Source organism: Mycoplasma sp. 773, assembly GCF_053851515.1.
Map to the genome: position 1 here is coordinate 39,040 of NZ_JBSQAV010000003.1, position 23,415 is coordinate 62,454.

Consider the following 23,415-nt stretch of genomic DNA (forward strand, 5'->3'; position numbering starts at 1 on the left):
TAAAAAACAAAAAATAGGAGAAAAAAATGCTAAATAAGTTAATTGATCATACCTTCCTTGGTCAAGCAGGAACAACAAAAGATATAGATAAATTAATAGAAGAGGCTAAAAAATATGACTTTAAATCTGTTTGTATAGCGCCTTCTTATGTTAAATACGCAAAAGAACAATTAAAAAATACTGATGTCTTAATTTGCACAGTTATTGGTTTCCCATTAGGATATAACGTTGCAAGTGTTAAAGTTTTTGAAACAAAAATCGCTCTTGAACACGGCGCAGATGAAATTGATATGGTTATGAATGTTGGGCGTTTTAAAGACAAACAATATGAATATGTTCTTAATGAAATTAAAGCAATTAAAGAAGTTTGTGGTAATAAAGTTTTAAAAGTAATTATTGAAACAGCACTACTAACAAATGAAGAAATTGCTAAAGCAACTGAAATAGTATTACAATCAGGTGCTGATTTTATTAAAACGTCAACTGGTTTTTCATATAGAGGAGCAAGTTTTGAAGATATTAAAATTATGAAGGAAGTCGCTAAGGATAATTTATTAATTAAAGCATCTGGTGGAATCAAATCACAGGATGATGCATTAAAAATGGTTGAATTAGGCGCTAATAGACTAGGTACCTCAAAATCAGTTACAATTATCGAAGGTAAAGTAGATAATAGTTCAAATTACTAGTTAAAAATTTAACAAATAAGTAAGGACAAAATATGGTAAAAATTTTTCAACACCCTCTTATCAATGCTAAGTTGACAAAGATGAGAGACGAAAACACCACTCATAATGAGTTTAGGCAAAATCTTAATGAAATAGCATCTTTAATGGTTTATGAAATGTTAAGAGATTATCAAACTAAGCCGTTAGAGGTCAAAACACCAACAGGTTCAATTTTTCATGGCGAGCAATTGGATAAGGAGATTGTTATTATTCCTATATTGCGTGCTGGTCTTGGTATGGTTAATGGTATATTAGATTTAGTACCACAAGCTCGAGTTGGTCATATTGGAATGTATCGTATCGAGGAAACCACACAAGTAGTTGAGTATTTTTTTAAAATTCCTAATGTTGAGAAAGATAGCTATGTAATTATTGTTGACCCAATGTTGGCAACAGGTTCATCGGCTTGCGATGCTATTAGTAGATTAAAAAAACAAGGTTTTATAAACATTAAACTTATATGTTTGGTTGGTGTTGAACAAGGGATTAACAAGGTTAATATTGAGCATCCTGATGTAGATATTTATTTAGCTTCAAAAGATGAAGAATTAAATGAAAATAACTATATTCTTCCTGGTTTAGGAGATGCTGGTGACCGTATTTTTGGAACAAAGAAATAGAAAGAGAGACTATGTGTCTCATTTTCTATTTTCTACCTTATTTTTAAAGAAAATAAATATTTAAATTTTGAAGAAAGGAAAAAAATGGCTTTTAATAAAGAATCAAATAATAGAAGATTTTTATTTGCTCTTGATCTTGATGGTACATTGTTAGCAGATTCTGGTGCTGGAACTATTCACCCTAAAACAGAAGAAGCAATCAAGAGAGCTATTAAGGAAGGACATATTGTATCTATCATAACTGGTAGACCATGAAGAAGCACAATGCCGGTTTATCAAAAACTTGGATTAAACGCTATTGTGGGTAATTATAATGGAGCTCATATACATAATCCTGCAGATCCATTCTTTATACCAACAATAACATATCTTGATTTGAATGAGGTTTTATACATTTTAGGTGATCAAAAAGTTAAAAAAGAAATTTCAAATTATGCTATTGAAGGGCCGGACTGAGTTCAATTAATGCATAGAGATCCGAACCTAGAGAAGGTCTTTGGTTTTAATCAAGCTACAAAATTCCGCGAATCAATAAATTTGGAAAAATTACCCTTAAAACCAACAGGAATAGTTTTTGATTGTCAACCTACAACTGATGTTCTTGATTTGTTAACATATTTAAAAAGAAGATATGGAGATCTTGGCGAATTTTCATCTTGATCAAAAGGTGAAGGATTAAGCCCTGTTTTTGATATTACATCTATTGGAGTTGATAAAGGTAAGGTTATTTCTTTAATGATGAGATATTACAACATTGATATTGACGATACCATTGTAATGGGAGATTCATATAACGATCTGAGCATGTATGAAATCGGTAATGTGGGAGTTTGCCCTGCGAACGCTGAGCAAGCAATTAAGAAGGTTTCGACAGTTGTGATGCCTCAAACAAATAAAGAAGGAGCTGTTGGATACTTTATTGATGAATTTTTAGATAATCCAGATAAATATATTGAAATGGCTAAGAACCTAAAAAACGAATCAAAGAAGAATTTAAAAACTGTAAAAGCCGATAATTTTTATAATAAAGACGAAAAATAATATGATGACAAAAGATTCTGATTATATTGGCGTTGATGAAACGGGAGTAGGCGATTATTTTGCTCCTATTGTTTCAGTTGCTTGTTTTATTCCGGAAGAAAATATTCAATTAATTAAAAATCTTGGCGTTAAGGATAGTAAAAAACTTAGTGATTCTAAGATAATGGGGATTGCTGAATACATTATTAAAAATAATGTTGTTTTGTTTAAGGATACAACAATGAGCCAGAAGGGTTATAATAACTTGATTAAGTTTGGAATTAATAATAATGCAGTTAAAACTCTTATTCATATGAATTCAATTGATAGATTGCAGAATATTGTAAAAAATAATAAAAAAGTTGTTATTGACCAATATACAACATTGAATAAGTTCAATGAGCATATAGCAACCCTTTATAATAAGAATCTTATCAAGAAGAATATTTTTGAGAGAATTAGTTTGGTACAAGAAACAAAAGCTGAGGATAAATTTTTATCCGTGGCTTGCGCTTCCATTTTAGCAAGATATATTCTTCTTAAAAAGATGGAAGCTCAAAAAGCTAATTATGATGGCTTTGATTTTATACTTGGAGCAAGCGATTTGGTTATTAAACAAGGAGTTAGTTTTGTGAAGAAATTTGGGATTTCTGAGTTATATAACGTCGCAAAGTTTCAATTTAAAACGACAAAGAAAATTCTTGAAGAACTAGAAAAATAGCTGTGTTTTGTGTAACTTAACCATAAAATTTATATATTGAAAAAATCCCTATATTTTCTAGTAAAATAATTAGGTTAAAATATTTTAATTTTAAAAAATTATTAACAAAAGGGTGAGACTCCTTGGCCAAATATAAAGGCCCAAAAGTCCAAAAGGAGAACTATAATGTCAAAATATGAAATTATGATTCTAGTTAACCCTACATCAACAGAAGAAAGTGTTAAAGATTTAGTATTCTCAGTATTAGATGAAAAAAACACAAAATTCGAAAGATTAGAGAGAACTGAATTAGCGTATCCAATTAACAAATTAACACGTGCAACATATTTCTTGATTTTAACAAGTGCACAACCTGAATTAATAAAAGAATTAACAAGAAAATTTAATATTGATAAGTCAATTATTAGATCATTAATTATTAATTTAAATTCAGAAAAAGGATTGAAGCCAAGAAAACAAAGAAGATTTACAAAAAGAAATTTTGAAAATAGAAGATCATTTGATAAAAATGAAAACAAAGAAGCAACATCAAATGATAGAAGAAATGAGCAAAGAAGACCATACATTAAAAAACAACAACCAGTGGCTAAATAGTTAATTTTATTTTATTGGAGGCAAAAGTTATGAACAAAGTTATTTTAGTCGGAAGACTAGCTTCAAAGCCATATAAGGGGATTACTGCTTCAAGCGTTGAATATTCAAGGTTTACAATCGTTGTAACTAGAACATATTCGACGCCTAACTCTGAACCTGTTGCGGATTTTATTCCATGCGTAGCGTGAAGAAGCAATGCATCATTTATTAACAAATTTTTAGATAAAGGGTCGTTGATGCTAGTTGAGGGAACTTTCCAATCAACAAGAACAACTGATCAAAATGGGCAATTAATTAATAATTATGTTGTTAGTGCTGATAAAATACAATCTCTTGAATCGCGAGAAGTTACTGAGGCTAGAAGAAAAAATAATTTTAAAGAGTTTAGCATTTCCAATGAAGAAAATAACAAGGTTCCAACTAGTGAACAACCATCTGCGGAACATACAAGTGATGTTGATGATGCCATAGATGGTTTGAGTTGAGACTTTTAAATAAAGGAGAAAAAAATGGCGAGAATTGTTCGTAAGAAATTATTCGTTCGTAAACGTCCATGTCAATTTTGTTCAAATAAATTACCTGTTGCTTATGTTGATTATAAAAATGAAGAACTATTATCAAAATTAGTAAATCTACAAGGAAGAATTATATCTTCAAGAATAACTGGAACATGTGCTAAACACCAAAGAGCGGTAGCATTGGCAATCAAAAGAGCAAGATTAGTTGCTATTTTGCCTTATATTGGTCCAGTTAAAAAAGAATTTGTTAAGAAGGAAGCAACCCCAAAACCAGTGGTTGATACTACAACACAGGAAACAAAATAAATTTATTTTATAAATAAGTGCACACGAAAGTGTGCGCTTTTTTATTGGTAAAATTGAATGAGAGTTGCTTTTAAAACACCATCATAGAATATTCTTATAGTTTTTTAATTTCAATTATAATTAGTAATATGAAATTAAACCTATCTAATCAGTTGCGCCCTAATAATTTAGATGATTTTGTTTGTTCAAAAATTAAAAGAAACCTTTTCAATTCTATAATCAAAAATAAAGACCTTTCTTCATTTATTTTTTATGGTAAACCAGGTTGTGGCAAAACTACAATAGCTTCAATTCTTGCTAATCAAATGAATGTTAATTATGATTTTTTTAATGCTGCTATTGATAAGAAGGATGATTTACTTACAAAAATCAAAAATAACGACATTTTAATAATTGATGAGCTGCATAGATTGAATAAAGATAAACAAGATATTTTGTTGCCTTACTTAGAAGACGGTTTTATTACCATTTATGCCACAACTACTGAAAATCCTTATTTTAAAATACAACCAGCATTGCGTTCAAGAACTCATATTATTGAAATGGATTTTCCAACGCAACAAGATATTAAAAAAAGACTACAACAGATATCTATACAAATGCAATTCGACTGATTAAAAAATGTTGAAATACAAGATTTTATTGCCACACAGGCTAACGGCGATTTTCGAGGAGCCATAAATATTGTTGATCTTATAAGTAAACTTAGCACAAGTGATAATATTACATTGGGAAAAATTAAAGAGTTGGTCCCCTCAATAAATTTTGCAAGTGATAATAATGCCGATAATCATTATGATTTGCTAAGTGCTTTTCATAAGTCATTGCGAGGTTCCGATCCTGATGCTGCTTTGTATTGAGGGCTATTAATTTTAAAAACTGGGGACACTAGCGATTTATTTCGTCGAATGTTATGCGCTGCTTATGAAGATGTTGGGTTAGCAAATCCAATGGTCGGCCCACAAACGCTAGCAGCAATTGAAAGTTTCGAGCGATTAGGATTACCAGAAGGTTATTTGCCGATTGGTTTTGCAATTCTTAATATTTCTTTGAGCCCCAAATCAAACTCAGGATATCTTGCTATACAACAAACTAAAAAAATATTGGAACGTAATTTAATTTATCAGCCTCCTTACTATCTTAAGGAATTTAATTTGTCTGCAAGTTTTAAAAAAGAGAAATATAAGTATCCTCATGATTATCCTTATCATTGAGTCCAGCAACAATATCTGCCTAATGAATTGATAAATTTAAAGACATATGAATATCAAGGCCAAGGTTGAGAAAAGAAAGTTAAACAATACTGAGAAATAGTTAAAAAAAAGGAGAACAATAATGTTTAATTTGGATAAAATCAATAATTTAGAAGACTTAAAAAATATTAAAAATCAATTTAATAATTCTCCTGAATTAAAACAATTAATGGAGCAATTAAAAACAGCCTCTAAGGAACTAAAACCAGAAATAGGTAAAAAAATTCAAGAATTAAAAAAACAAGCAGAAGACTTTTTTGATATAGCAAAGGATAAACTTAATAATTTAGAAATCCAAAAACAACTAGAAAAAGATTTTGTGGATTATGCCACTCCTGTTGAAAATGAAGGTTCAATTCATCCCGTTAATCTTGTTTCTCAAAAATTTAGAGAGTGGCTTTTATTTAATGGTTATATTGAGCTAAGTTATTCTGAAATTGAAAATGATAGATATAATTTTGAGAATTTAAACATTCCTGCATCACACCCAGCGCGAGAAATGCAGGACTCCTTATATTTAAATAATAATGAGCTTTTAAGAACACATAATACAGGAATAAGCGCTCGTGCACTTGAGAAATTTGCTAATAAGGAATTTTCACAGTTTGCCATTGGTAAGGTTTATAGAAATGATGAAGAAGATAAAACACATACTCATCAATTTACACAACTTGATTTAGTGAGCGTGGGTAATGTTTCCTTTGCGTCATTAATGTATACATTGAAAGAAATGCTTTCTTATGTACTTGAGGAAGACATAAAAATTAGGCTTCGCCCATCATATTTTCCATTTACAGAACCTAGTGTTGAGGTTGATATTTTTTTCAAAAATAGATGAATTGAGGTTTTGGGGGCAGGCATGTTAAATGATAAAGTTTTAAAATCTGCTGGTTATACTAATATGATGAACGGGTTTGCAGCTGGCATTGGAATTGAGAGAATTACAATGATTAAATATGGTATTGAAGACATTCGAGAGTTATATACTAATGATAAAAGATTTTTAAATCAATTTAAATAGAGGTTTAAGGAGTTAAGAATATGATTTTTTCATTTAAAACATTATGTAGACTAGCTAATTTACAAACTCATACTATCGAGGATGTTGTTGAAGCAATAAATTCAATTGGTTTTGAAGTGGAACAATATTATAAATTCAGTGATGTTGAAGGTATAAAAATATGTCATGTTACAAATACATACAAGAATCCTCAAGCCGATCGTTTAACAGTGTGCGAGGTTGAATATAGTGACGGACATAAAGCTATTATTCAAACAACTGCAACCAATATGAAAAAAGGTCAGTATGTTCTTTCCTTTGTTCCTGGTTCGAGAAGTAAAGAAATTATCTTTGCTCCAAGAAAAATGAAAGGCATTACTTCGGAAGGTATGTTTGTGAGTTTGGATGAATTGGGTTTTAATTCGAATGTAATTCCAGAGGAATTTGGCAATCAAATATTTCAATTAGATAAAATAGATTTAAATATCGACCCAATAACCTATTTTGATTTAGATGATTATATGATTGAAGTTTCAATTCTTTCTAACCGTGCTGATGCACAATGTTATCTTGTTATGGCTAGAGAATTAGCAGCATTTTTTGATACCGAGATAAAATGACCAAAAAAGGCAAACCCTAACTTGATTTCTTCATTTGAGGTCAAAAAGTTAAATGATACTCATTCTTTTTCATTGGTTGAAGCGTCTAATAGCAATTTAAGATGTTCATTACAAGAACAAATGCTATTATGAAGACATAACATTAAAACATTCAATAATGCCGTAGACCTTACCAACTTAGTGCTTTTATTTGCCGGCGTCCCATGTCATATTTATAATAAAGAAGACCTACAATCAAATGTGTTTAATGTTGATTATTATAGTGGTAAGCTAAATATTTTAGGTAATAAAGAAGTTGAATTAAAAAATGCACTTTGTGTATTTAATAATGAAACGCCTATATCTATTGCTGCTACTATAGGTTTAGAACAATATCAATTTAAGAAAGAATCTCAAAAGGTTATATTTGAACTTGCTTCGTTTAATATTATGAGTGTTAGAAAAAATGCTAAGCAAATCAAATTAAATACAAATTCATCAATGCGTGCAAGCCGTGAGATATCGGATGGCTCTTTGATTTTGGCTTATAATTTTTTAGCTCAATATTTAACTGATTACTCGCATCAAATCAATGTTCCCAAAACCCACAAGAAGAGCATCTTAATAGATAAATCATATTTGAATAAATGCGCAGGGTTTTCAATTAATAAAACTAAAAAGTTTAATGAGGTAATGAAAAAAATATCTAAACTTGATTTTAAATTTAAAAATGATGAATCAGTTGTTGTTTTTCCAACTTATCGCTATGATTTAAATACTTTGCAAGATTTCGTTGAGGAGGTCTTTAGATTTTATGGTTATGATAATTTTCCACTAAAACAACCTAAAATAACAAGATTAAATTATGATATTAACAACGTTTATGAATACTATAGAACATTAGCAAATAAAAATTATTCAAATGTTAGAACATATACACTAATAAAACCTGAGGAAAATATTTTCGACCCTTTTAATATCAGAGAAATTTTGAATGCAGTGGATGCAAAAAATTATGATCACTCGCAGGTTCGTCTATCATTTATTCATAGTTTGAATGAGGTGGCTATTCATAATGAGAAACAAGGTTTTAAAAAAGGGTCTTATTTTGATATCGGAATGATCGGGCGCAAAATGAATATTTTGGGTCTTTGTTCAAATATTAAATCATTTGCTGAAATTAAACAAGATGTTATGTCATTGACTAATAAACAATTAGAGTTTAAAAAAACACATAGCACAATTTTTCATCCCAACGCATCATGTGTTATTTATCTAGGGTCAGAAATGATTGGATATATAGCTAAAATTCATCCCCAAATTATTAACTCAGATTATATTTTTGCAGAAATAATGCTTGATAAATTATTAAATGATTCTAATACTTTTATTAATTATCGACATGAACCTATAAAAACAAGGGATATTACTTTTGAACTGAATAAACACGAAACTGTTGAAAAAATCATTGAAAAAATTAAGTCAATAAAGGGCATTTATTCATACAAAATTATTGATACTTTTTATAAAAATAATGATACTAAAAATGTTACATTTTCCTTTTTAATTGAGGATTGAGCAATTAAAAAACTTGAGCAAGTTTTTGCTGTTTCTAAATAATTCAAATTTATATTTTTTTCATCTGTTTTCGCTATTTTTTCCTTAAAATACCCTACTTTAAAAGCGAGTATTGCAAAATATTAGTGGAGGCAAAAATATGAATGAAACAAACATAAAAAAGGTTGTTAATATTGATCAAATTTTGAAGGAAATTGAAAAAGAATTCGGTAAGGAATCAATTATGTTATTAGGAGAAGAACCTAACATAATTCCAGAAACTTTTAGTTCCGGTTCTTTAAACATTGATAATATTCTCGGAATTGGTGGATGACCAAGAGGCAGAATTGTTGAGATATTTGGTCCTGAAAGCAGTGGAAAAACTACATTAGCATTACATGCAATTGCCGAAATTCATAGGAATGGCGGTATTGCTGCTTTTATTGATGCTGAACATTCTATTGACCCAATATATGCTAAAAACCTTGGCGTCGATATTAAAAATTTAATTCTAGCTCAACCAAATTCCGGTGAAGAGGCATTAGAAATAGCTGACAGATTAGCCAAAACCGGTGCAGTCGATTTGATTGTTATTGATTCAGTGGCCGCATTAGTTCCAGAAGTTGAACTAAATGGTGAAATGCGAGACCAAACAATTGGTGCTCAAGCTCGATTAATGTCGAAAGCATTAAGAAAAATTACCGGTACATTATCTAAAAATAAAACAACGATTATATTTCTTAATCAAATAAGGGAAAAAATTGGAGTATTGTTTGGTAATCCAGAAACTACAACTGGCGGTAAGGCGCTTAAGTTCTATTCCTCGATTAGGCTTGAGGTAAGAAAGTCACAAAATATAACTAGCAACGGTGATATAACGGGGAATCAAATTAAATGTAAGGTTGTTAAGAATAAATTAGCCCCACCATACAAAAGTGCACAAATTGAAATTGTATTTTCAAAAGGTGTATCTAGGGTTAATGAGATTATTCAATTAGCAGAGGAATTTATGATTATTTCTCGTAAAGGTTCATGATATAACTATAATGGCCAAAATATTGCCCAAGGTCAAATTAATTTATCGCTATTGTTACAAACAAATAATGAACTCTATAGTGAAATTTATAATCAGGTCATTGAAAAATTAAACAATGTCTAATGTTTATTAAAAATGTGTTTACTTATAAAGACTTGTTTAACCTAAAAAACGTTAAATTATATATAATTTAAAACTATGAAAAAAGAGAATATAAACATTTTATTTCTTGGTGATATATTTGGAAACCCAGGTATTGATTTTGTTATAAAGAATTTAGACAAAATTATTAAAGACGAGAATATAGACTTTGTAATAGCACAATCTGAAAATGTTTCTGGTAGAAAGGGCTTTATTCCTGAACATTACTTTCAATTAAAAAATGCGGGGGTGAATGCCTTTACATTGGGTAACCATGTTTGAGCTAAACATGAAATAATGGATATAATTGATAATAATGATTTAATTAGACCTGTTAACATAGATCAAGGCTATCCAGGGTCAGGTATTAGACTATTTGATGTTAAAGGGAATAAAATTGCTGTTATATCATTTATGGGGATAACATTTAATCCCCTATTGCAACCTTGGAAACAAGAGGTTGCAAATAACTTTTTTGATAAGTTTGATGAGGTATACAGCTTATATAAAGCTGATTATTATATAGTTGATTTTCATGCTGAAACAACATCAGAGAAATCTGTTTTTGGTTTGTATGTTGATGGAAAAGCTGATGCACTTATCGGTACCCATACACATATTCAAACAAATGATGCTAAAATTCTCCCACATGGAACATATTATTTAACTGACGCCGGAATGTGCGGCCCAAGGGATTGCGCTATTGGTTCTAATTTTGAAGAAGTTTATCAAAAAATGAGATATGATGCAAGATTGCCATTTAAAGTATCAAACAATAAGTGTCAGTTTAATGGTGTAGTTTTTACGCTAACTAAAAATAAAGATAAAAAAATGATTAAATTAATAAATTTCTTGGAGAAGTAATGAAAGAAAAAAAACAAATAAGCATGAAAGGCAATTTTCTAGTTAAAAAGTATAATTATCGAAAAAACATCATTTTTTATCTTTATCAATCAGAACTATTTAGTGTGCATTTAGATACGAGCGTTATTGTTAATAATCCTCTAAATGAAATAAATCCTTGTGAAATACAAGCGTTGCAAATAATAGAGTCAAAATATGAAACCTTAAAAAAAATTATTGAGAAGTTTATACTAGAAACATGGGAGTGAGAGCGAATTAGCCCATTAATTAGAGCAATATTAATATTTGGTGTTTATGAACTAACTTACAATGATAGTAGCGTAGTGATATATGAATTGGTTAATATTACTAAGCTTTTTTCACCTGGCAATGATTATAAATTTGTTAATAAAATTCTCGATAAAATTTCTAAACAAATAATTAATAAATAATATGAAAAAAACCTTGAAACAGTTAATAAAGGAAAAATTTTTATTGGATGAAAAAACCATCGATTCTTTAGCAATGCAAGGAAGGATAATTGTAAATAATGAAAAAGTTTTTTACCCAACATTAAGATTTAGTGATGATTGTGTTATTACCATTAAACAAAAAAAGGATAATTATGTTTCACGTGGGGCATACAAATTGAAAGAAGCAATTAAGGAATATGGTATTAACGTGGAGGATAAAGTTTGTTTAGATATTGGCTCTTCAACAGGTGGATTTGTTCAGGTATTATTAGAAAACAAAGCAAGAAAGGTTTATGCTCTTGATTCGGGCACAAACCAATTAGCTTTTTCTTTAAGAATAAATGATAAGGTCGTTGTATATGAAAAGACAAACCTTAAGGTAATAAATAATAATTTATTCGGTGAGGATATAAACTTAGTGACTTGTGATGTTTCTTTCATAAGTTTAAAATATGTTTTTGAGGTTTGCAATAGGACCTTTGGTAATGGTGTTTTATTAGTTGCTTTAATTAAACCTCAATTTGAAGCAAGCAGCAAATATGTTGAACCTGGTGGATATGTTCCTAAACAACATCATGAATATATAATTAATAAAGTGATTAATATAGCTAGGGAAAATAATTTTATATTACTAAAGCCTATTATTGAGAGCCCAATCCGTGGGGAGAAGTCAAAAAATATTGAATATCTTTCTTTTTTTGTTAAACAGGAGAAAAAAAATGACTAATGAACAAAGAGAAAAAATTTTTCCTATGTTTAAAAATAATCCTAATATTATCTATTTAGATAACGCTGCCTTAACATTTAAGCCTGATGTAGTGATAAAAAAAGGGATGGAATTTTATGAAAATTATTCAATTTCAACTCGTACTGCTGATTCGAAACTAGGAATAAAATTAAACAGTGATCTACAAAGAATTAGACGTGATGTTGCTATGTTTATTAATGCTGATCCTGAAGAGATAATTTTTACTTCAGGTACAACTGAAAGTTTAAATTTGGTGGCGCAGATGCTTTCAAAGGTTGTAGAGAGTGGTGAAATATTATTTACTTATTTTAACCATTCTTCTGCAATTGTTCCCTTTCTTGAAAATTTTAGCATTAAAAATATAAGATTTAGATATTGTTTTGACGGTGCGGACATTATAAAATCTATTAATAAAAATACACGAATTATTGTTTTACCTCAATTAACAAATAATTTTCAAATAAATCTTGATATTAAGAAAATATACTCACTTTGTAGAGAAAATAACATTATTTTAATAAACGATGCAGCCCAAGCTATTGTACATAGTAGCGTTGATTTTCGCTATTGCGATGTTATTGCATTTTCTGGCAATAAATTATATGGTCCAACTGGGACTGGAATATTAGCTATAAAAAATAATATTTTAAAAAATCTTCGGCCTTCAAAATGGGGTGGTGGCCAGGTGCAAAATATTTTAGAATCAAATAATTGAGTAATGAGAAATTCATCTTCTAAGTGAGAACCCGGCACACCAAATTTTGCTGGCATTATCCAATTAGGAAGGGCAATTGAGTTTTTTAAAAGTTTTAATGCTACAGAATTATTTAAATATGAGAAAGAAATTGCGATATATGCCTATGAGAAATTGCAAACTTTGCCTAATGTTTTAATTGATTCTAAAAAAGGCGATACGATAATTTTGTTCAATATTAGAGGCGTTCCGGCCCAGGATGTCGCATCATATCTAGGGAACAGAAATATTTATGTGAGATCTGGTGCTTTTTGCGCTTATAAATTTAAAGATACAAACAAATATTGTAGTTCATATGTAAGAATATCGTTAGCAATGTATAACAATAAAGGGGATATTGATAAATTAATTAAGGAATTAAAAAATGGGGGTAATTTTATTGAAATCATTTAGTACCCAAGAAAAACAACAAATAATATTTAATTCTTATTCTGAACCAAAGCATAGTTTATCTATTCCAAGAGGAAATGGTATAAAAGAACATTCAAGAGTTTGCATTGATGATATAGAACTAAATTTACTATTTGAAAATGATAAATTAATTGATGCAAAGTATTATGCAACCGGATGCGCTATCTTTATTTCAAGTGTGGAATTGATGATTGATCAAGTTTTAAATAAAGATAAGAGCGAAATTTTATGTATTCTGGAAGAGTACTTTAAATTAATTAACAGAGAAGAACAAATAGATATAAATATTGATTTAGGTAAATTGTTGGTATTTGAAAATGTTAAGGTTCATCTTAATCGTTTAGAATGTGCCTCAATAGTTTATCGCGCTTTTAAAAAAGGATTAAATGGCTAGGGTTATATTTCATATTGATATGGATGCATTCTTTGTAAGCTGCGAGAGATCAAAGAATGAAAATTTAAAAAACAAACCAGTGGTAATTGCTTTGAATTCAAAGAGAGCAATCATTTCTGCTATGTCTTATGAAGTAAAAAAACAAGGCTTTAAAAGTGGAGATCCCCTTTTTAAAGTAAGAGATAAGATTAAGGATTTAATTGTTATTTCACCTCATTATCAACTTTATTCTTTAATGTCTAAAAAAATTTTTAATTTTATAAAAACAAACTACTCTAATATGTTGGAAGTTTATTCAATTGATGAATGTTACTTAGATGTTACTAATAATATTAAAAAGAATGGCAATGTGATAGATTTTGCTAGAAAAATACAAAATGATATCCTTAATGTATTTGACATTCCCTGCTCAATAGGTATTTCTTATACAAAATTTTTGACAAAAATGTCTACAAACAAGGCAAAACCATTTGGTATTTTGGAAACAAAAAAGGAAGATATTAAAAAACATTTTTATGATTTAGGTGTTGAAAAAATTTTTGGTATTGGTAAAGCTAATTCAAAAAAAATAATTAGCTATAACATTAAGACTTGAGCAGATTTAGTAAATTGTGATAATGATATTTTTTTAAGAAGCGTTTTTGGCAAAAATTATTTTAAACTTGTTGAAAATTTAAAGGGAATTAATACAGGGATTGATCATATATTTTATAGCGATGCTAAAAGTATAAGTAATAGCAAAACATTTATTACTGACGACTCTAGTGATAGACTTTTTTTGCTTAATGAATTAAAGAAAATTACTCAAAATGTATGTCTTAGAGCGAGTGACGCAAATTTAGAGGCTAAACAAGTTTCTGTTATGCTAAGACGTCAAAATAAGATATGGATTTCAAAAAACAAAAGCATTTCAACTTGAACTAGCAACTTTGATTTGATATGAAAAAATGTTGAATTGATTTTTGATTCTTTGTGAGATGAAGAGCCACTTCGTGGTTTGGGGGTAAGTATTGGTAATTTAAGGACAATTTTTAATTCTGATTCTTCATTTGATATACTTTCTAGCGATTCAAAAAATATGGTTGAAAAAATAATTAATGAACAAAATTTTATAAATGGTAATAATTTATTAAAAACTTTATATCAATATAGCATGGAAAAAAATATCAATACAGACAATATAAAATTTCTAAGAAAGAATTCAAAGACAAAAAACAAGAGAATTAGTTTGGAGGATTAAATGAAAATAGGAATATATGGTGGTAGTTTTAATCCAATTCATAAAGGCCATATTAACTTAGCAAAATTCGCAATAAATGAGCTTTCATTAGATAGGTTATATTTTGTGCCCACTAATAAAAACCCCTTTAAGAATAGTAGTGAGTATGTTGCTAATAACCATCGCATTAATATGATCAATATGGTATTGGAAGATAAAATGTTTTTGTCTGAGTTTGAAACCAATAGAAAAGGTAATTCATACACAATTGATACAATAAATTATTTTAGAAGCAAATTCCCTAATGATGAACTTTATTTATTTATTGGCACCGATAATGTACCCATGTTAAATAAATGAAAAAAAATTGATGAGATTGCTAATAAAGTAAAAATTTGTGCATTTAACCGCGGTAATAAGTTTTCAAAAGTTAATGCGAAGAAATTTAATGTAAGAATTTTGAACAATACTATTTATAATTTTTCTTCAACAAAATATAGAAAAGGTGATTTTTCGCAAGTAGAAGATAGAGTACAAAAATACATCGGTGAAAATTTTTTATATTTTGAGGAAATTGCTAAAAATCTAATCTTTGATATTAAAGATAAAGAAAAGCAATTTAGATATTTTCACTTAAAATGGACGGCAGAATTTGCTATAAAGCTTGCAAAATTAAATAATTATAAAATAAAAAATGCTTACCAAGCGGGTTATGCTCATGATATAACCAAGAATTGGAATGAACAAGATGCATATGATTTTTTGGAAAAATACGGATTTAGTCGAACAAATTTGGACTCATATAAATTGCATCAAACCACAGCTTTTTTTTGGTTAAGAGATGTTTATAAATATAATAATCCGGAAGTCCTCTCAGCAATTAAAAAGCATACTTCATTAGATATAGAATTATCGTTGCTTGATAAGATTCTTTATGTTGCTGATAAGATAAGTCAGGGTCGTAGATGAGAAGGAATAGAAAAAATAAGACAACTAAGCTTTCAAAATTTTGATAAAGCATTTTCATATATTGTTTCAAGGTGTGCAAAATATGAATCTGATGTTAGAGGTCATTGCTTCAGCAAGGAGCAAAAAGAAATATATAAAAAATGAGGTGAAAATTAAAACCTCATTTTTTATATATCCAAGGTTTTTAGAGATAACAAATCAATTAGCAATAATTCGCAAATCAATGAAATTTAATAATAAAAATAAAAATTAGCACTCATTTTATTAAAGTGCTAAAAAATATGGTACAATTATTTTATAAATTATTGAAAGATGATTTAAATATGTAAAAAATCTTAATCTTAAATTTAAAAAAAGGAGATAAAGAATATGACAAAAGAAGTTATTTTAGGAATTGACCTTGGTACAACTAACTCTGTGGTTTCGATTGTTGAAAACGGAACTCCTAAGGTTTTAGAAAATCCAAATGGTAAGAGAACTACCCCATCTGTTGTTGCCTTTAAAAACGGCGAAACAATAATTGGTGAGAGTGCAAAAAGACAATTAGAGACAAATCCAGATAGTATTGCCTCAATTAAAAGATTAATGGGTGGTTCAAAAACTGTTAAAGCAAATCAAAAAGATTATAAACCTGAGGAAATTAGTGCCTTAATTCTTTCATATATGAAAGAGTATGCGCAAAAGAAAATTGGGAGCGCAGTTAAAAAAGCAGTTATTACAGTTCCAGCGTATTTTGATAATGCGCAACGTGAAGCAACTAAAAATGCCGGTATTATTGCAGGTCTAGATGTTGTTAGAATTATCAATGAACCAACTGCAGCAGCATTAGCATTTGGATTAGATAAGTCAAAAGATGAAAATCACAAAATATTAGTATTTGACCTTGGGGGCGGTACTTTTGACGTTTCTATTCTTGAAATGGAAAATGGAACATTTGAAGTGTTATCAACCTCTGGCGATAATCATTTAGGTGGTGACGATTGAGACCACAAAATTGTTGATTGACTAATTAAAGAAATAAGCAATAAGTATAAATATGATGCTAGAAATGATAAGATGGCAATGGCTAGATTGAAAGAAGAAGCAGAAAGAGCAAAAATTTCACTTTCAGAATCATTGGTTGCAAACATTTCACTTCCATTTTTAGCTATGAATGAAAATGGTCCAATTAATGTTGAATTAGAGCTAAAAAGATCAGAATTTGAGGCAATGACTTCGGACTTATTAGAAAAAACTAAAAAGCCATTGCTTGATGCATTAAATGAAGCAAAATTAAATTGAAATGATATTACCGAAGTTTTATTGGTTGGTGGTTCAACAAGAATGCCAGCTGTTCAAAAAATAGTTTCTGATATTACTGGCAAAAAACCAAATAATTCAATTAATCCTGATGAGGTAGTTAGTGTTGGTGCTGCTATTCAGGGTGCAGTTCTTGCTGGCGATATTCAAGATGTTCTATTGCTTGATGTTACTCCGTTGACCCTAGGTATTGTTGTTGAGGGAGATATTGTCGCACCTTTAATCCCAAGAAATACTACTATTCCTGTAACAAGAAGTCAAATCTTTTCAACTGCCGCAGATAATCAAACCTCTGTATCGATTGTTGTTACACAAGGTGAAAGACAAATGGCACAAGATAATAAATTTTTGGGAAGATTTGATCTTAGCGGAATAAGCCCTGCACCAAGAGGAGTACCACAAATTGAAGTAAGTTTTTCAATTGATGTTAATGGTATTACCAAGGTTACAGCCAAAGATAAAAAGACAAATCAAGAACAAAGCATTACTATTCAAAATACATCTTCATTATCGAAGGAAGATGTTGAAAAAATGGTGCAAGAAGCCGAACTTAATAGAGAAGCTGATCAGAAAAAACGTCGCGAAATTGAATTGACTGTTAGAGCAGAACAATTAATTCATCAAATTGACAAAACTCTTGAATCAGAAGAAGCTAAAAAAATAGGGGAATCACAACTTTCTGAAATTAAAAAGGTTAAGGAAGATATCCAAAAAGAATTGAATGATAAAAATTATGATGAATTAGAAAAGAAAATAAATGATTTTGAACAAAAAATGTCTCAAGCTATGGAGTTCATAAAGAAACAACAACAGCAACAACAACAAAATACGACCCCACAAACAGATGAGAATAATACTGAAATGAACTAATTTATAATATATTAAAAACCACTTATTAGTGGTTTTTTGTTTACATTTTTGTTTAAAAAATTGCATTAAAAATATAATTATAATTATAAAAAATATGTATTATTACTAATTTAATATATAATTATATATTATAAATTTGAAAGGTCTAAAAAATGAAAACTTCAGCATTTAAATATTCGAAATTTGCATTTAATACTGTTTTTAAGAAGAAAAGTTCGATTATCATTCCTGCTATAACTTTAATTTTTTCATTTATAGTTGGTTTTGTATTTAAATTTGTGATTAGCGAAAAATATTTGACGCTTGCTTCATATCTTTATATTTTTTCTGTTCTTATAGTAACTGTATTATTTGCATCTATTAAGGCGCTAAATATTTTTAAAGATTTCGAACAGGAAGGATTAGAGCTTGTTAGCATTGCTAAACCGATCTCAAGAAAAGGGTTGGTTTTAGGTAAATTATTATCATTAATATACTTCGGTTTATTATGATCAACAGTTCTTTTTATTTCTTCATTATTGTCAACATACGCATTATATTCAGGAACAAACCTGTTTTTATATTCGCTATTATTTTTTGTTATCTCCTTAGCATCTTACTTAATGATTGCTTTAATTACAGCGCTAATAGGATATAAACTAAGCCAAAAAATTGCTATTACATTGCCTTTGGTGTTTTTTATTCCATTAGCTCTTGGTGGTTCTTTATTGTCAGCTAACGCAACAACAAATGTTAATAACGCTGCTTACTTTATTAATAAGAAATATCCATATCACTTCTCTGGCAATGAAGCAAATGTTGAACCATATTTTATAAACAATAATAAGGATGAGTTGTTAATTATTCCCAACGGATCTCAAAATAAGCAATTTTCAAACGAGCAAGTCTCATATCTTAGAGAGGTAATGAAACTTGCTAATAATTCATCGAGTGAGTGGCAATTTTATTCATGATTATCTATTCCGTATCAATTACTAGATATTTTTAATACTAAAAACCAAAATGTTTTTGAGTCAATTAGCAAAACTAAATACTCAAATCAAGATAATTATATTTATTATAACAATCTAGATAGCATTTTATATAAATATAAGTTAGACGAAAATCCTAAATTGCCTAAATTTACGGTTACATCCAAAGAAGGTAATATTGAAAAGTATATTGTTCCAGGATTGTTAAAATCTAATTCAGTTATACCTAATACTATTAATACTGATATTATTTATGCGAGAGAAGGAGCATCTAGCGTTAATATTTCATTTCCTGAGGATAACTCACAATTTTCTGCCGAAAACAATATTGTAGGGAGATTAAAATGACAATATGTTTATGAAGCATTAAATGATAAAATTTTTAACAATATAGCTAAAAGATTTGTTGATGATTTTATAAAGAATAAAACATCTGAAAATGTTATTGATTTGCATAATGAATTAACAAAAGGTATTTCTACTTTTATAAATAATTTAGAAAGTCCAATTAATCAATATTTGAATTCAAATGTTACAATATTCAACGAAAATGCTGTTAAAGAAAAGAAATTGCAATCAGAAATAGAGAGAAAAATATATTTAGGCGTTGCATTACTAAACTATATATATTTTAATTACCAAAATAATAAAATTTTTGAAGCAGTTATAAAAAATCCAAAAAGTTCAAGTGCATATGGCGATAATCAAATTGAATTAAAAATAGCTGGTTTCAATTATTACATCGGAGGATATGCAGGGTTTGAAAAGAGACTTTTTGTTAAGAATGAAAAAGTTTTAATTAGATACGAGTTAACAACAAGCCCTACAAACTATCTTTTCCAATCTGCGGATAAAGTGTTTGCTATAAATCGTGAAAAACAAATTGTTAATAAAAATGTTTACTTTATTTTATGAGCAATTTTGATTGGTGTATTATTTGCTTCAGTTTTTGCTTTATACAAGAGAAAGGATTACAAGTAATTATGGAAAATATTCTAGAAATCATTAATCTAAAAAAAATCTTTCCAAAAACTGATCGCGGAATTAAATCAATTAATTTTGCTATAAAGCACGGTGCATTTCATGCCTTTATCGGAGAAAACGGTGCCGGTAAAACAACAACAATAAAAACAATTATTGGTGCATATGCAAATTATGAGGGTGATATTTTAATAAATAATATTAATATTAAAAAAGCAGAAGCACGTTCAATTATTGGATATGTTCCAGAAGTTGCTGAATTTCCAAAAGAATTAACCGTTTTTGATTATCTTTACAATCTTTCAATACTATCGAATATCAAAAAAACTGATGCTATTAATGAAATTAAAAACTACCTTAAATTTTTTAATATAGAACAGTTATTGTATGAAAGACCTTATACATTTTCTTCTGGACAAAAAAAGAAGATTTTATTAATTCAAGCACTATTGCATAAGCCCAAACTATTAATTCTCGATGAACCAGCAGCTAATTTGGACCCGACAGCTAGATTTGAACTTTTTTCATTGTTAAAAGATATTAATGAAAATGAAAAAATTACAATTTTAATTAGTTCCCATGTTTTGGCTGAAATCGATAAATATGTTAACTCTGTAACCCTAATACATAATGGCAATATCTTATATACCGGAATTAAAAAAGAACCATTAGAAAAACTATTTTATGAAAAAGTTATATCTAACTAGCTTGGTTTTGCCGATATTACCGCTTTGTGCTATTAGCTGTGCTAACATAAATAATATTAAAGATACTTCTATCGATTTTCCTAAAAAACAAAGAAAAGAATATTATAGAAATGAATCAATTAGTTTATTGCTTGATTTCTTTGCTAAAAATAATCTTAATGAAAAAAATATTTACATTTTTCAACAAGAAAATAAATCAGATTCTAAATTTAACGAATTAAAATATGCTTTTGTTTATGATCCTGTATTTATTCAAAATAGCGTTCATAAAAACCAAGATTATCGTCCTTTGGCGTTAACTTCAATGCAGGTTATTAAAAATACATTATCGAATGATTGATATTGAACGTTGAATAATTTATCTAAATTTAAGTACATTTTCAATCCTTATGGCGATAGATATAAAACTTTTGCCAAAGAGCAAGAATACTTTAATGAGGTTAGAAAAAAATTTAATTCTCTTTCTATTAGCGTGCAAGATAATACACCTAAAAAATTGATTAAAATGCCTTTTAAGGATATACCTGAACTTAAAAAATATAATGTCTTCACAGACAAGGAAATTGTTTATCTTTTATTTGATAATAACAAGGTAATTAAGATTTGGAAATTTATAGATAAGGGAATCCCTAAACTCTTGATAGTTCCAGATATTCTTATTTTTAAAAATGAAATGAATATTGAAGATCAACTAAAACAACTAGAAGAAAAAATTTTTGAGAAGCGTGTTAAAACTTTCAAATCGAATTTAGAATCAGCAAAAGAAGATGCTGAACTAGAAAATGAGCCATTTGATGAAAAAACTTTTATTAAGCCATACATTGATGAAAAATATATTGAATTTCACGCAATATATCAATATAATGATGATCTAGCTGATGTTTTAAATGAAATAAATAAAGAAGAACTTAAAATATTTAAATTTACTATGAGGTTTATCGATGAAAAAAATTAATAAGATTATTTTATCTACTTCATTTATTTCAGTCTTACCTTTATCATATGGGCTAGTTTCGTGTATTAATAATGAGCCAAGCACTCAATTAAGAAATAATATCCCTAAAGGTTTTGAATATATTCCTAATATTGAAAATCCTGATGAAGAGAGAACCAACTTATTGATAAAGCAGCTAATAGACCTAAGATTTAAAGGCGATGAAGTAGCAAAAACAAATTTTCTTGAGTCTCAAAAAGATGAGAAGAAGCTTTTTGATGAGGCAAAAAAAATAACCAAAAAGTTTACCGATGAAAATAATGAGGAAAACATTAAAAAATTAAGGGATTTTTATTCTAAAAATTGACTATTTGTTATAAAAAACATTAAAAGATTTACATGAACTTTTTTGGATTGATGAAAATTTCCGGATTTTGGTCAAGTTAAGCATAGCGATGAATTTATCGCAGCTTTAAAAAACCATGCAGAAAAATTTGAACCAAATGATGCAAATTTTATTGATAACAACTGGGATCAATTGAGAGAAGGAGATGAATCGCCTGAATCCAAAGATGATATTTTTTATCTTAAGAAAAACAAGTTCTTATTAAGAATTTTGATTTCTAAAAATAAAAGTGATAAAAGTTTTTTGACTTTTGATAGAATGATTTATTTTCCTAAATCAATATCTTCGAAGATATCAATTAAGTTAGTTTCAGATGCTGTTCACAATGCGATTATTCATCATAACAAACGTGGATTTGATGCTTTTGAGAATGTTGTTGTTAAGAACTATAATTTTCCAGCACTTGGTTTATTAATATTGAAGGACATATAATATTATGAAGCGAAAAAAAATAATTCTTTCTGGTTTAGCCCTTGCTACATTATTTGCACCAATTGCTGTTATATCATGCCAAAATACGAGTCAGCAAAATAACAAATCTAAATTATCCTCAATAGCTTTTAATGATGAAAAAGAGAAAAAATGAGATGTTTTTTTGAAATATGAATATGTTAATTCACTTCTTGATTTAGCCTTTAAAAATAACGCTGATAAAAATGCCTATATACAAAAACAAAAAAGGATAAATGATAACTATTTAACCGAGATTAAAGATTATTTGCTTTATGCCAATAATGTTATTGCATTTTTTAAATCAAATGATAATTTTAATTCAAAGAATAAGGTCATTGCTTTGGAAAAATATCGCCCTGAATTAGCTAAACTTTTTAAAGATAATTGATTATGGTTTTTGTTTAATCTTGATCGATTTACGTTTGCTCTTTATGAAGCTTTTAATCAATTTAAAGGTATTACTGACATTTTAAGTAAAGAGCTTCAAAAAAACAGTTTGGATCTAGGGTCATTTAATCGTCCTAAAACAAATGAAATGCTTCAATATGTTATTGAAGAAAGTTCACAAAATAATAAAGATTCCTATGATGTTTATTTATTAACTAAGCAAGGCATTATTCTTGAATTATCGATTACTAAAAAATCTGACGGAAATTCAGAAGTCTCAATTTTTACATATTCTCATATTTATCCGGCTTTGTTTCAAAATGAAGCTATTTTAAAGAAATTTGATCTTGCAAAATATGTAAGAGCCTTGAGATTATACAAAACAAGCGCCGATAAGGCTTATATAAAAACTTTATTCGATGAAGAATTTGGCGGCGAACCGCTTAGATTCACAATTGTCTATGTTGATGATTCAAAATAAAAATAAATATTTATTTTAAAAA

Annotated in this window: 24 protein-coding genes; all 24 read left to right on the forward strand. The window is 28.5% G+C overall.

Annotated features, from left to right (window positions below; translation table 4 throughout):
- Nucleotides 1-26: 26 nt before the first annotated feature.
- The 24 genes from deoC (at nt 27) to ACWXVJ_RS01045 (ending at nt 23,393) form a co-directional block, all read left to right on the forward strand.
- Entirely contained in the window at nt 27-689 is a 663-nt protein-coding gene (deoC, locus tag ACWXVJ_RS00930) for a deoxyribose-phosphate aldolase (protein ID WP_438340399.1), read from the forward strand.
- A gap of 32 nt (nt 690-721) precedes the next feature.
- Complete coding sequence (gene upp, locus ACWXVJ_RS00935) at nt 722-1,348, forward strand: uracil phosphoribosyltransferase (protein WP_438340398.1); 627 nt, start codon at nt 722-724, stop codon at nt 1,346-1,348.
- 84 nt (nt 1,349-1,432) lie between these two features.
- The gene (locus ACWXVJ_RS00940) at nt 1,433-2,389 is read left to right on the forward strand and encodes an HAD-IIB family hydrolase (protein ID WP_438340397.1); all 957 of its coding nucleotides are present in this window, start codon (nt 1,433-1,435) and stop codon (nt 2,387-2,389) included.
- Between the two features lies 1 nt (nt 2,390).
- Nucleotides 2,391-3,089 carry a ribonuclease HIII gene (locus tag ACWXVJ_RS00945; RefSeq protein WP_455966127.1) on the forward strand — a complete coding sequence of 233 codons (699 nt, stop codon included), beginning with the start codon at nt 2,391-2,393 and terminating at the stop codon, nt 3,087-3,089.
- 165 nt (nt 3,090-3,254) lie between these two features.
- Nucleotides 3,255-3,683 (forward strand): 30S ribosomal protein S6, encoded by a 429-nt coding sequence (gene rpsF / locus ACWXVJ_RS00950; RefSeq protein WP_438340395.1) that lies wholly within the window; start codon nt 3,255-3,257, stop codon nt 3,681-3,683.
- Between the two features lie 29 nt (nt 3,684-3,712).
- On the forward strand, nt 3,713-4,177 hold the full coding sequence (locus tag ACWXVJ_RS00955) for a single-stranded DNA-binding protein (protein WP_455966129.1): 465 nt from the start codon (nt 3,713-3,715) through the stop codon (nt 4,175-4,177).
- Nucleotides 4,178-4,192: 15 nt separating this feature from the next.
- Nucleotides 4,193-4,507: a 30S ribosomal protein S18 gene (gene rpsR / locus ACWXVJ_RS00960; protein WP_438340393.1), complete on the forward strand. Its 315-nt coding sequence runs from the start codon at nt 4,193-4,195 to the stop codon at nt 4,505-4,507.
- Between the two features lie 128 nt (nt 4,508-4,635).
- Nucleotides 4,636-5,850: an AAA family ATPase gene (locus ACWXVJ_RS00965; RefSeq protein WP_438340392.1), complete on the forward strand. Its 1,215-nt coding sequence runs from the start codon at nt 4,636-4,638 to the stop codon at nt 5,848-5,850.
- On the forward strand, nt 5,843-6,781 hold the full coding sequence (gene pheS, locus ACWXVJ_RS00970; RefSeq protein WP_438340391.1) for a phenylalanine--tRNA ligase subunit alpha: 939 nt from the start codon (nt 5,843-5,845) through the stop codon (nt 6,779-6,781). The genes ACWXVJ_RS00965 and pheS overlap by 8 nt, the downstream gene beginning before the upstream one ends.
- 20 nt (nt 6,782-6,801) lie before the next feature.
- Nucleotides 6,802-8,979, forward strand: coding sequence for a phenylalanine--tRNA ligase subunit beta (locus tag ACWXVJ_RS00975; RefSeq protein ID WP_455966131.1), 2,178 nt, complete (start codon nt 6,802-6,804; stop codon nt 8,977-8,979).
- A gap of 97 nt (nt 8,980-9,076) precedes the next feature.
- Complete coding sequence (gene recA / locus ACWXVJ_RS00980; RefSeq protein WP_455966133.1) at nt 9,077-10,075, forward strand: recombinase RecA; 999 nt, start codon at nt 9,077-9,079, stop codon at nt 10,073-10,075.
- 75 nt (nt 10,076-10,150) lie between these two features.
- Entirely contained in the window at nt 10,151-10,957 is an 807-nt protein-coding gene (locus ACWXVJ_RS00985; RefSeq protein WP_438340388.1) for a YmdB family metallophosphoesterase, read from the forward strand.
- Entirely contained in the window at nt 10,957-11,388 is a 432-nt protein-coding gene (locus ACWXVJ_RS00990; protein WP_438340387.1) for a transcription antitermination factor NusB, read from the forward strand. Before ACWXVJ_RS00985 ends, ACWXVJ_RS00990 begins: the two co-directional genes overlap by 1 nt.
- Nucleotide 11,389: 1 nt before the next feature.
- On the forward strand, nt 11,390-12,136 hold the full coding sequence (locus ACWXVJ_RS00995) for an SAM-dependent methyltransferase (RefSeq protein ID WP_438340386.1): 747 nt from the start codon (nt 11,390-11,392) through the stop codon (nt 12,134-12,136).
- Nucleotides 12,129-13,304 (forward strand): aminotransferase class V-fold PLP-dependent enzyme, encoded by a 1,176-nt coding sequence (locus ACWXVJ_RS01000; RefSeq protein ID WP_455966135.1) that lies wholly within the window; start codon nt 12,129-12,131, stop codon nt 13,302-13,304. The genes ACWXVJ_RS00995 and ACWXVJ_RS01000 overlap by 8 nt, the downstream gene beginning before the upstream one ends.
- A complete protein-coding gene (locus tag ACWXVJ_RS01005; protein WP_455966137.1) occupies nt 13,291-13,716 on the forward strand; it encodes an iron-sulfur cluster assembly scaffold protein in 426 nt (141 codons plus the stop codon). The genes ACWXVJ_RS01000 and ACWXVJ_RS01005 overlap by 14 nt, the downstream gene beginning before the upstream one ends.
- Nucleotides 13,709-14,956 carry a Y-family DNA polymerase gene (locus tag ACWXVJ_RS01010; RefSeq protein ID WP_455966139.1) on the forward strand — a complete coding sequence of 416 codons (1,248 nt, stop codon included), beginning with the start codon at nt 13,709-13,711 and terminating at the stop codon, nt 14,954-14,956. The genes ACWXVJ_RS01005 and ACWXVJ_RS01010 overlap by 8 nt, the downstream gene beginning before the upstream one ends.
- Nucleotides 14,957-16,060: a nicotinate-nucleotide adenylyltransferase gene (locus tag ACWXVJ_RS01015; RefSeq protein WP_455966141.1), complete on the forward strand. Its 1,104-nt coding sequence runs from the start codon at nt 14,957-14,959 to the stop codon at nt 16,058-16,060.
- A 213-nt stretch (nt 16,061-16,273) separates the two neighbouring features.
- Complete coding sequence (gene dnaK / locus ACWXVJ_RS01020; RefSeq protein ID WP_455966143.1) at nt 16,274-18,073, forward strand: molecular chaperone DnaK; 1,800 nt, start codon at nt 16,274-16,276, stop codon at nt 18,071-18,073.
- A gap of 152 nt (nt 18,074-18,225) precedes the next feature.
- Complete coding sequence (locus tag ACWXVJ_RS01025) at nt 18,226-20,025, forward strand: ABC transporter permease (RefSeq protein ID WP_455966145.1); 1,800 nt, start codon at nt 18,226-18,228, stop codon at nt 20,023-20,025.
- A 2-nt stretch (nt 20,026-20,027) separates the two neighbouring features.
- A complete protein-coding gene (locus ACWXVJ_RS01030; protein WP_438340379.1) occupies nt 20,028-20,732 on the forward strand; it encodes an ATP-binding cassette domain-containing protein in 705 nt (234 codons plus the stop codon).
- On the forward strand, nt 20,710-21,687 hold the full coding sequence (locus ACWXVJ_RS01035; protein ID WP_455966147.1) for an aromatic motif membrane protein: 978 nt from the start codon (nt 20,710-20,712) through the stop codon (nt 21,685-21,687). Before ACWXVJ_RS01030 ends, ACWXVJ_RS01035 begins: the two co-directional genes overlap by 23 nt.
- Entirely contained in the window at nt 21,674-22,504 is an 831-nt protein-coding gene (locus ACWXVJ_RS01040; protein ID WP_438340377.1) for an aromatic motif membrane protein, read from the forward strand. Before ACWXVJ_RS01035 ends, ACWXVJ_RS01040 begins: the two co-directional genes overlap by 14 nt.
- Before the next feature lie 4 nt (nt 22,505-22,508).
- Nucleotides 22,509-23,393 carry an aromatic motif membrane protein gene (locus ACWXVJ_RS01045; RefSeq protein ID WP_455966149.1) on the forward strand — a complete coding sequence of 295 codons (885 nt, stop codon included), beginning with the start codon at nt 22,509-22,511 and terminating at the stop codon, nt 23,391-23,393.
- Nucleotides 23,394-23,415: the final 22 nt, after the last annotated feature.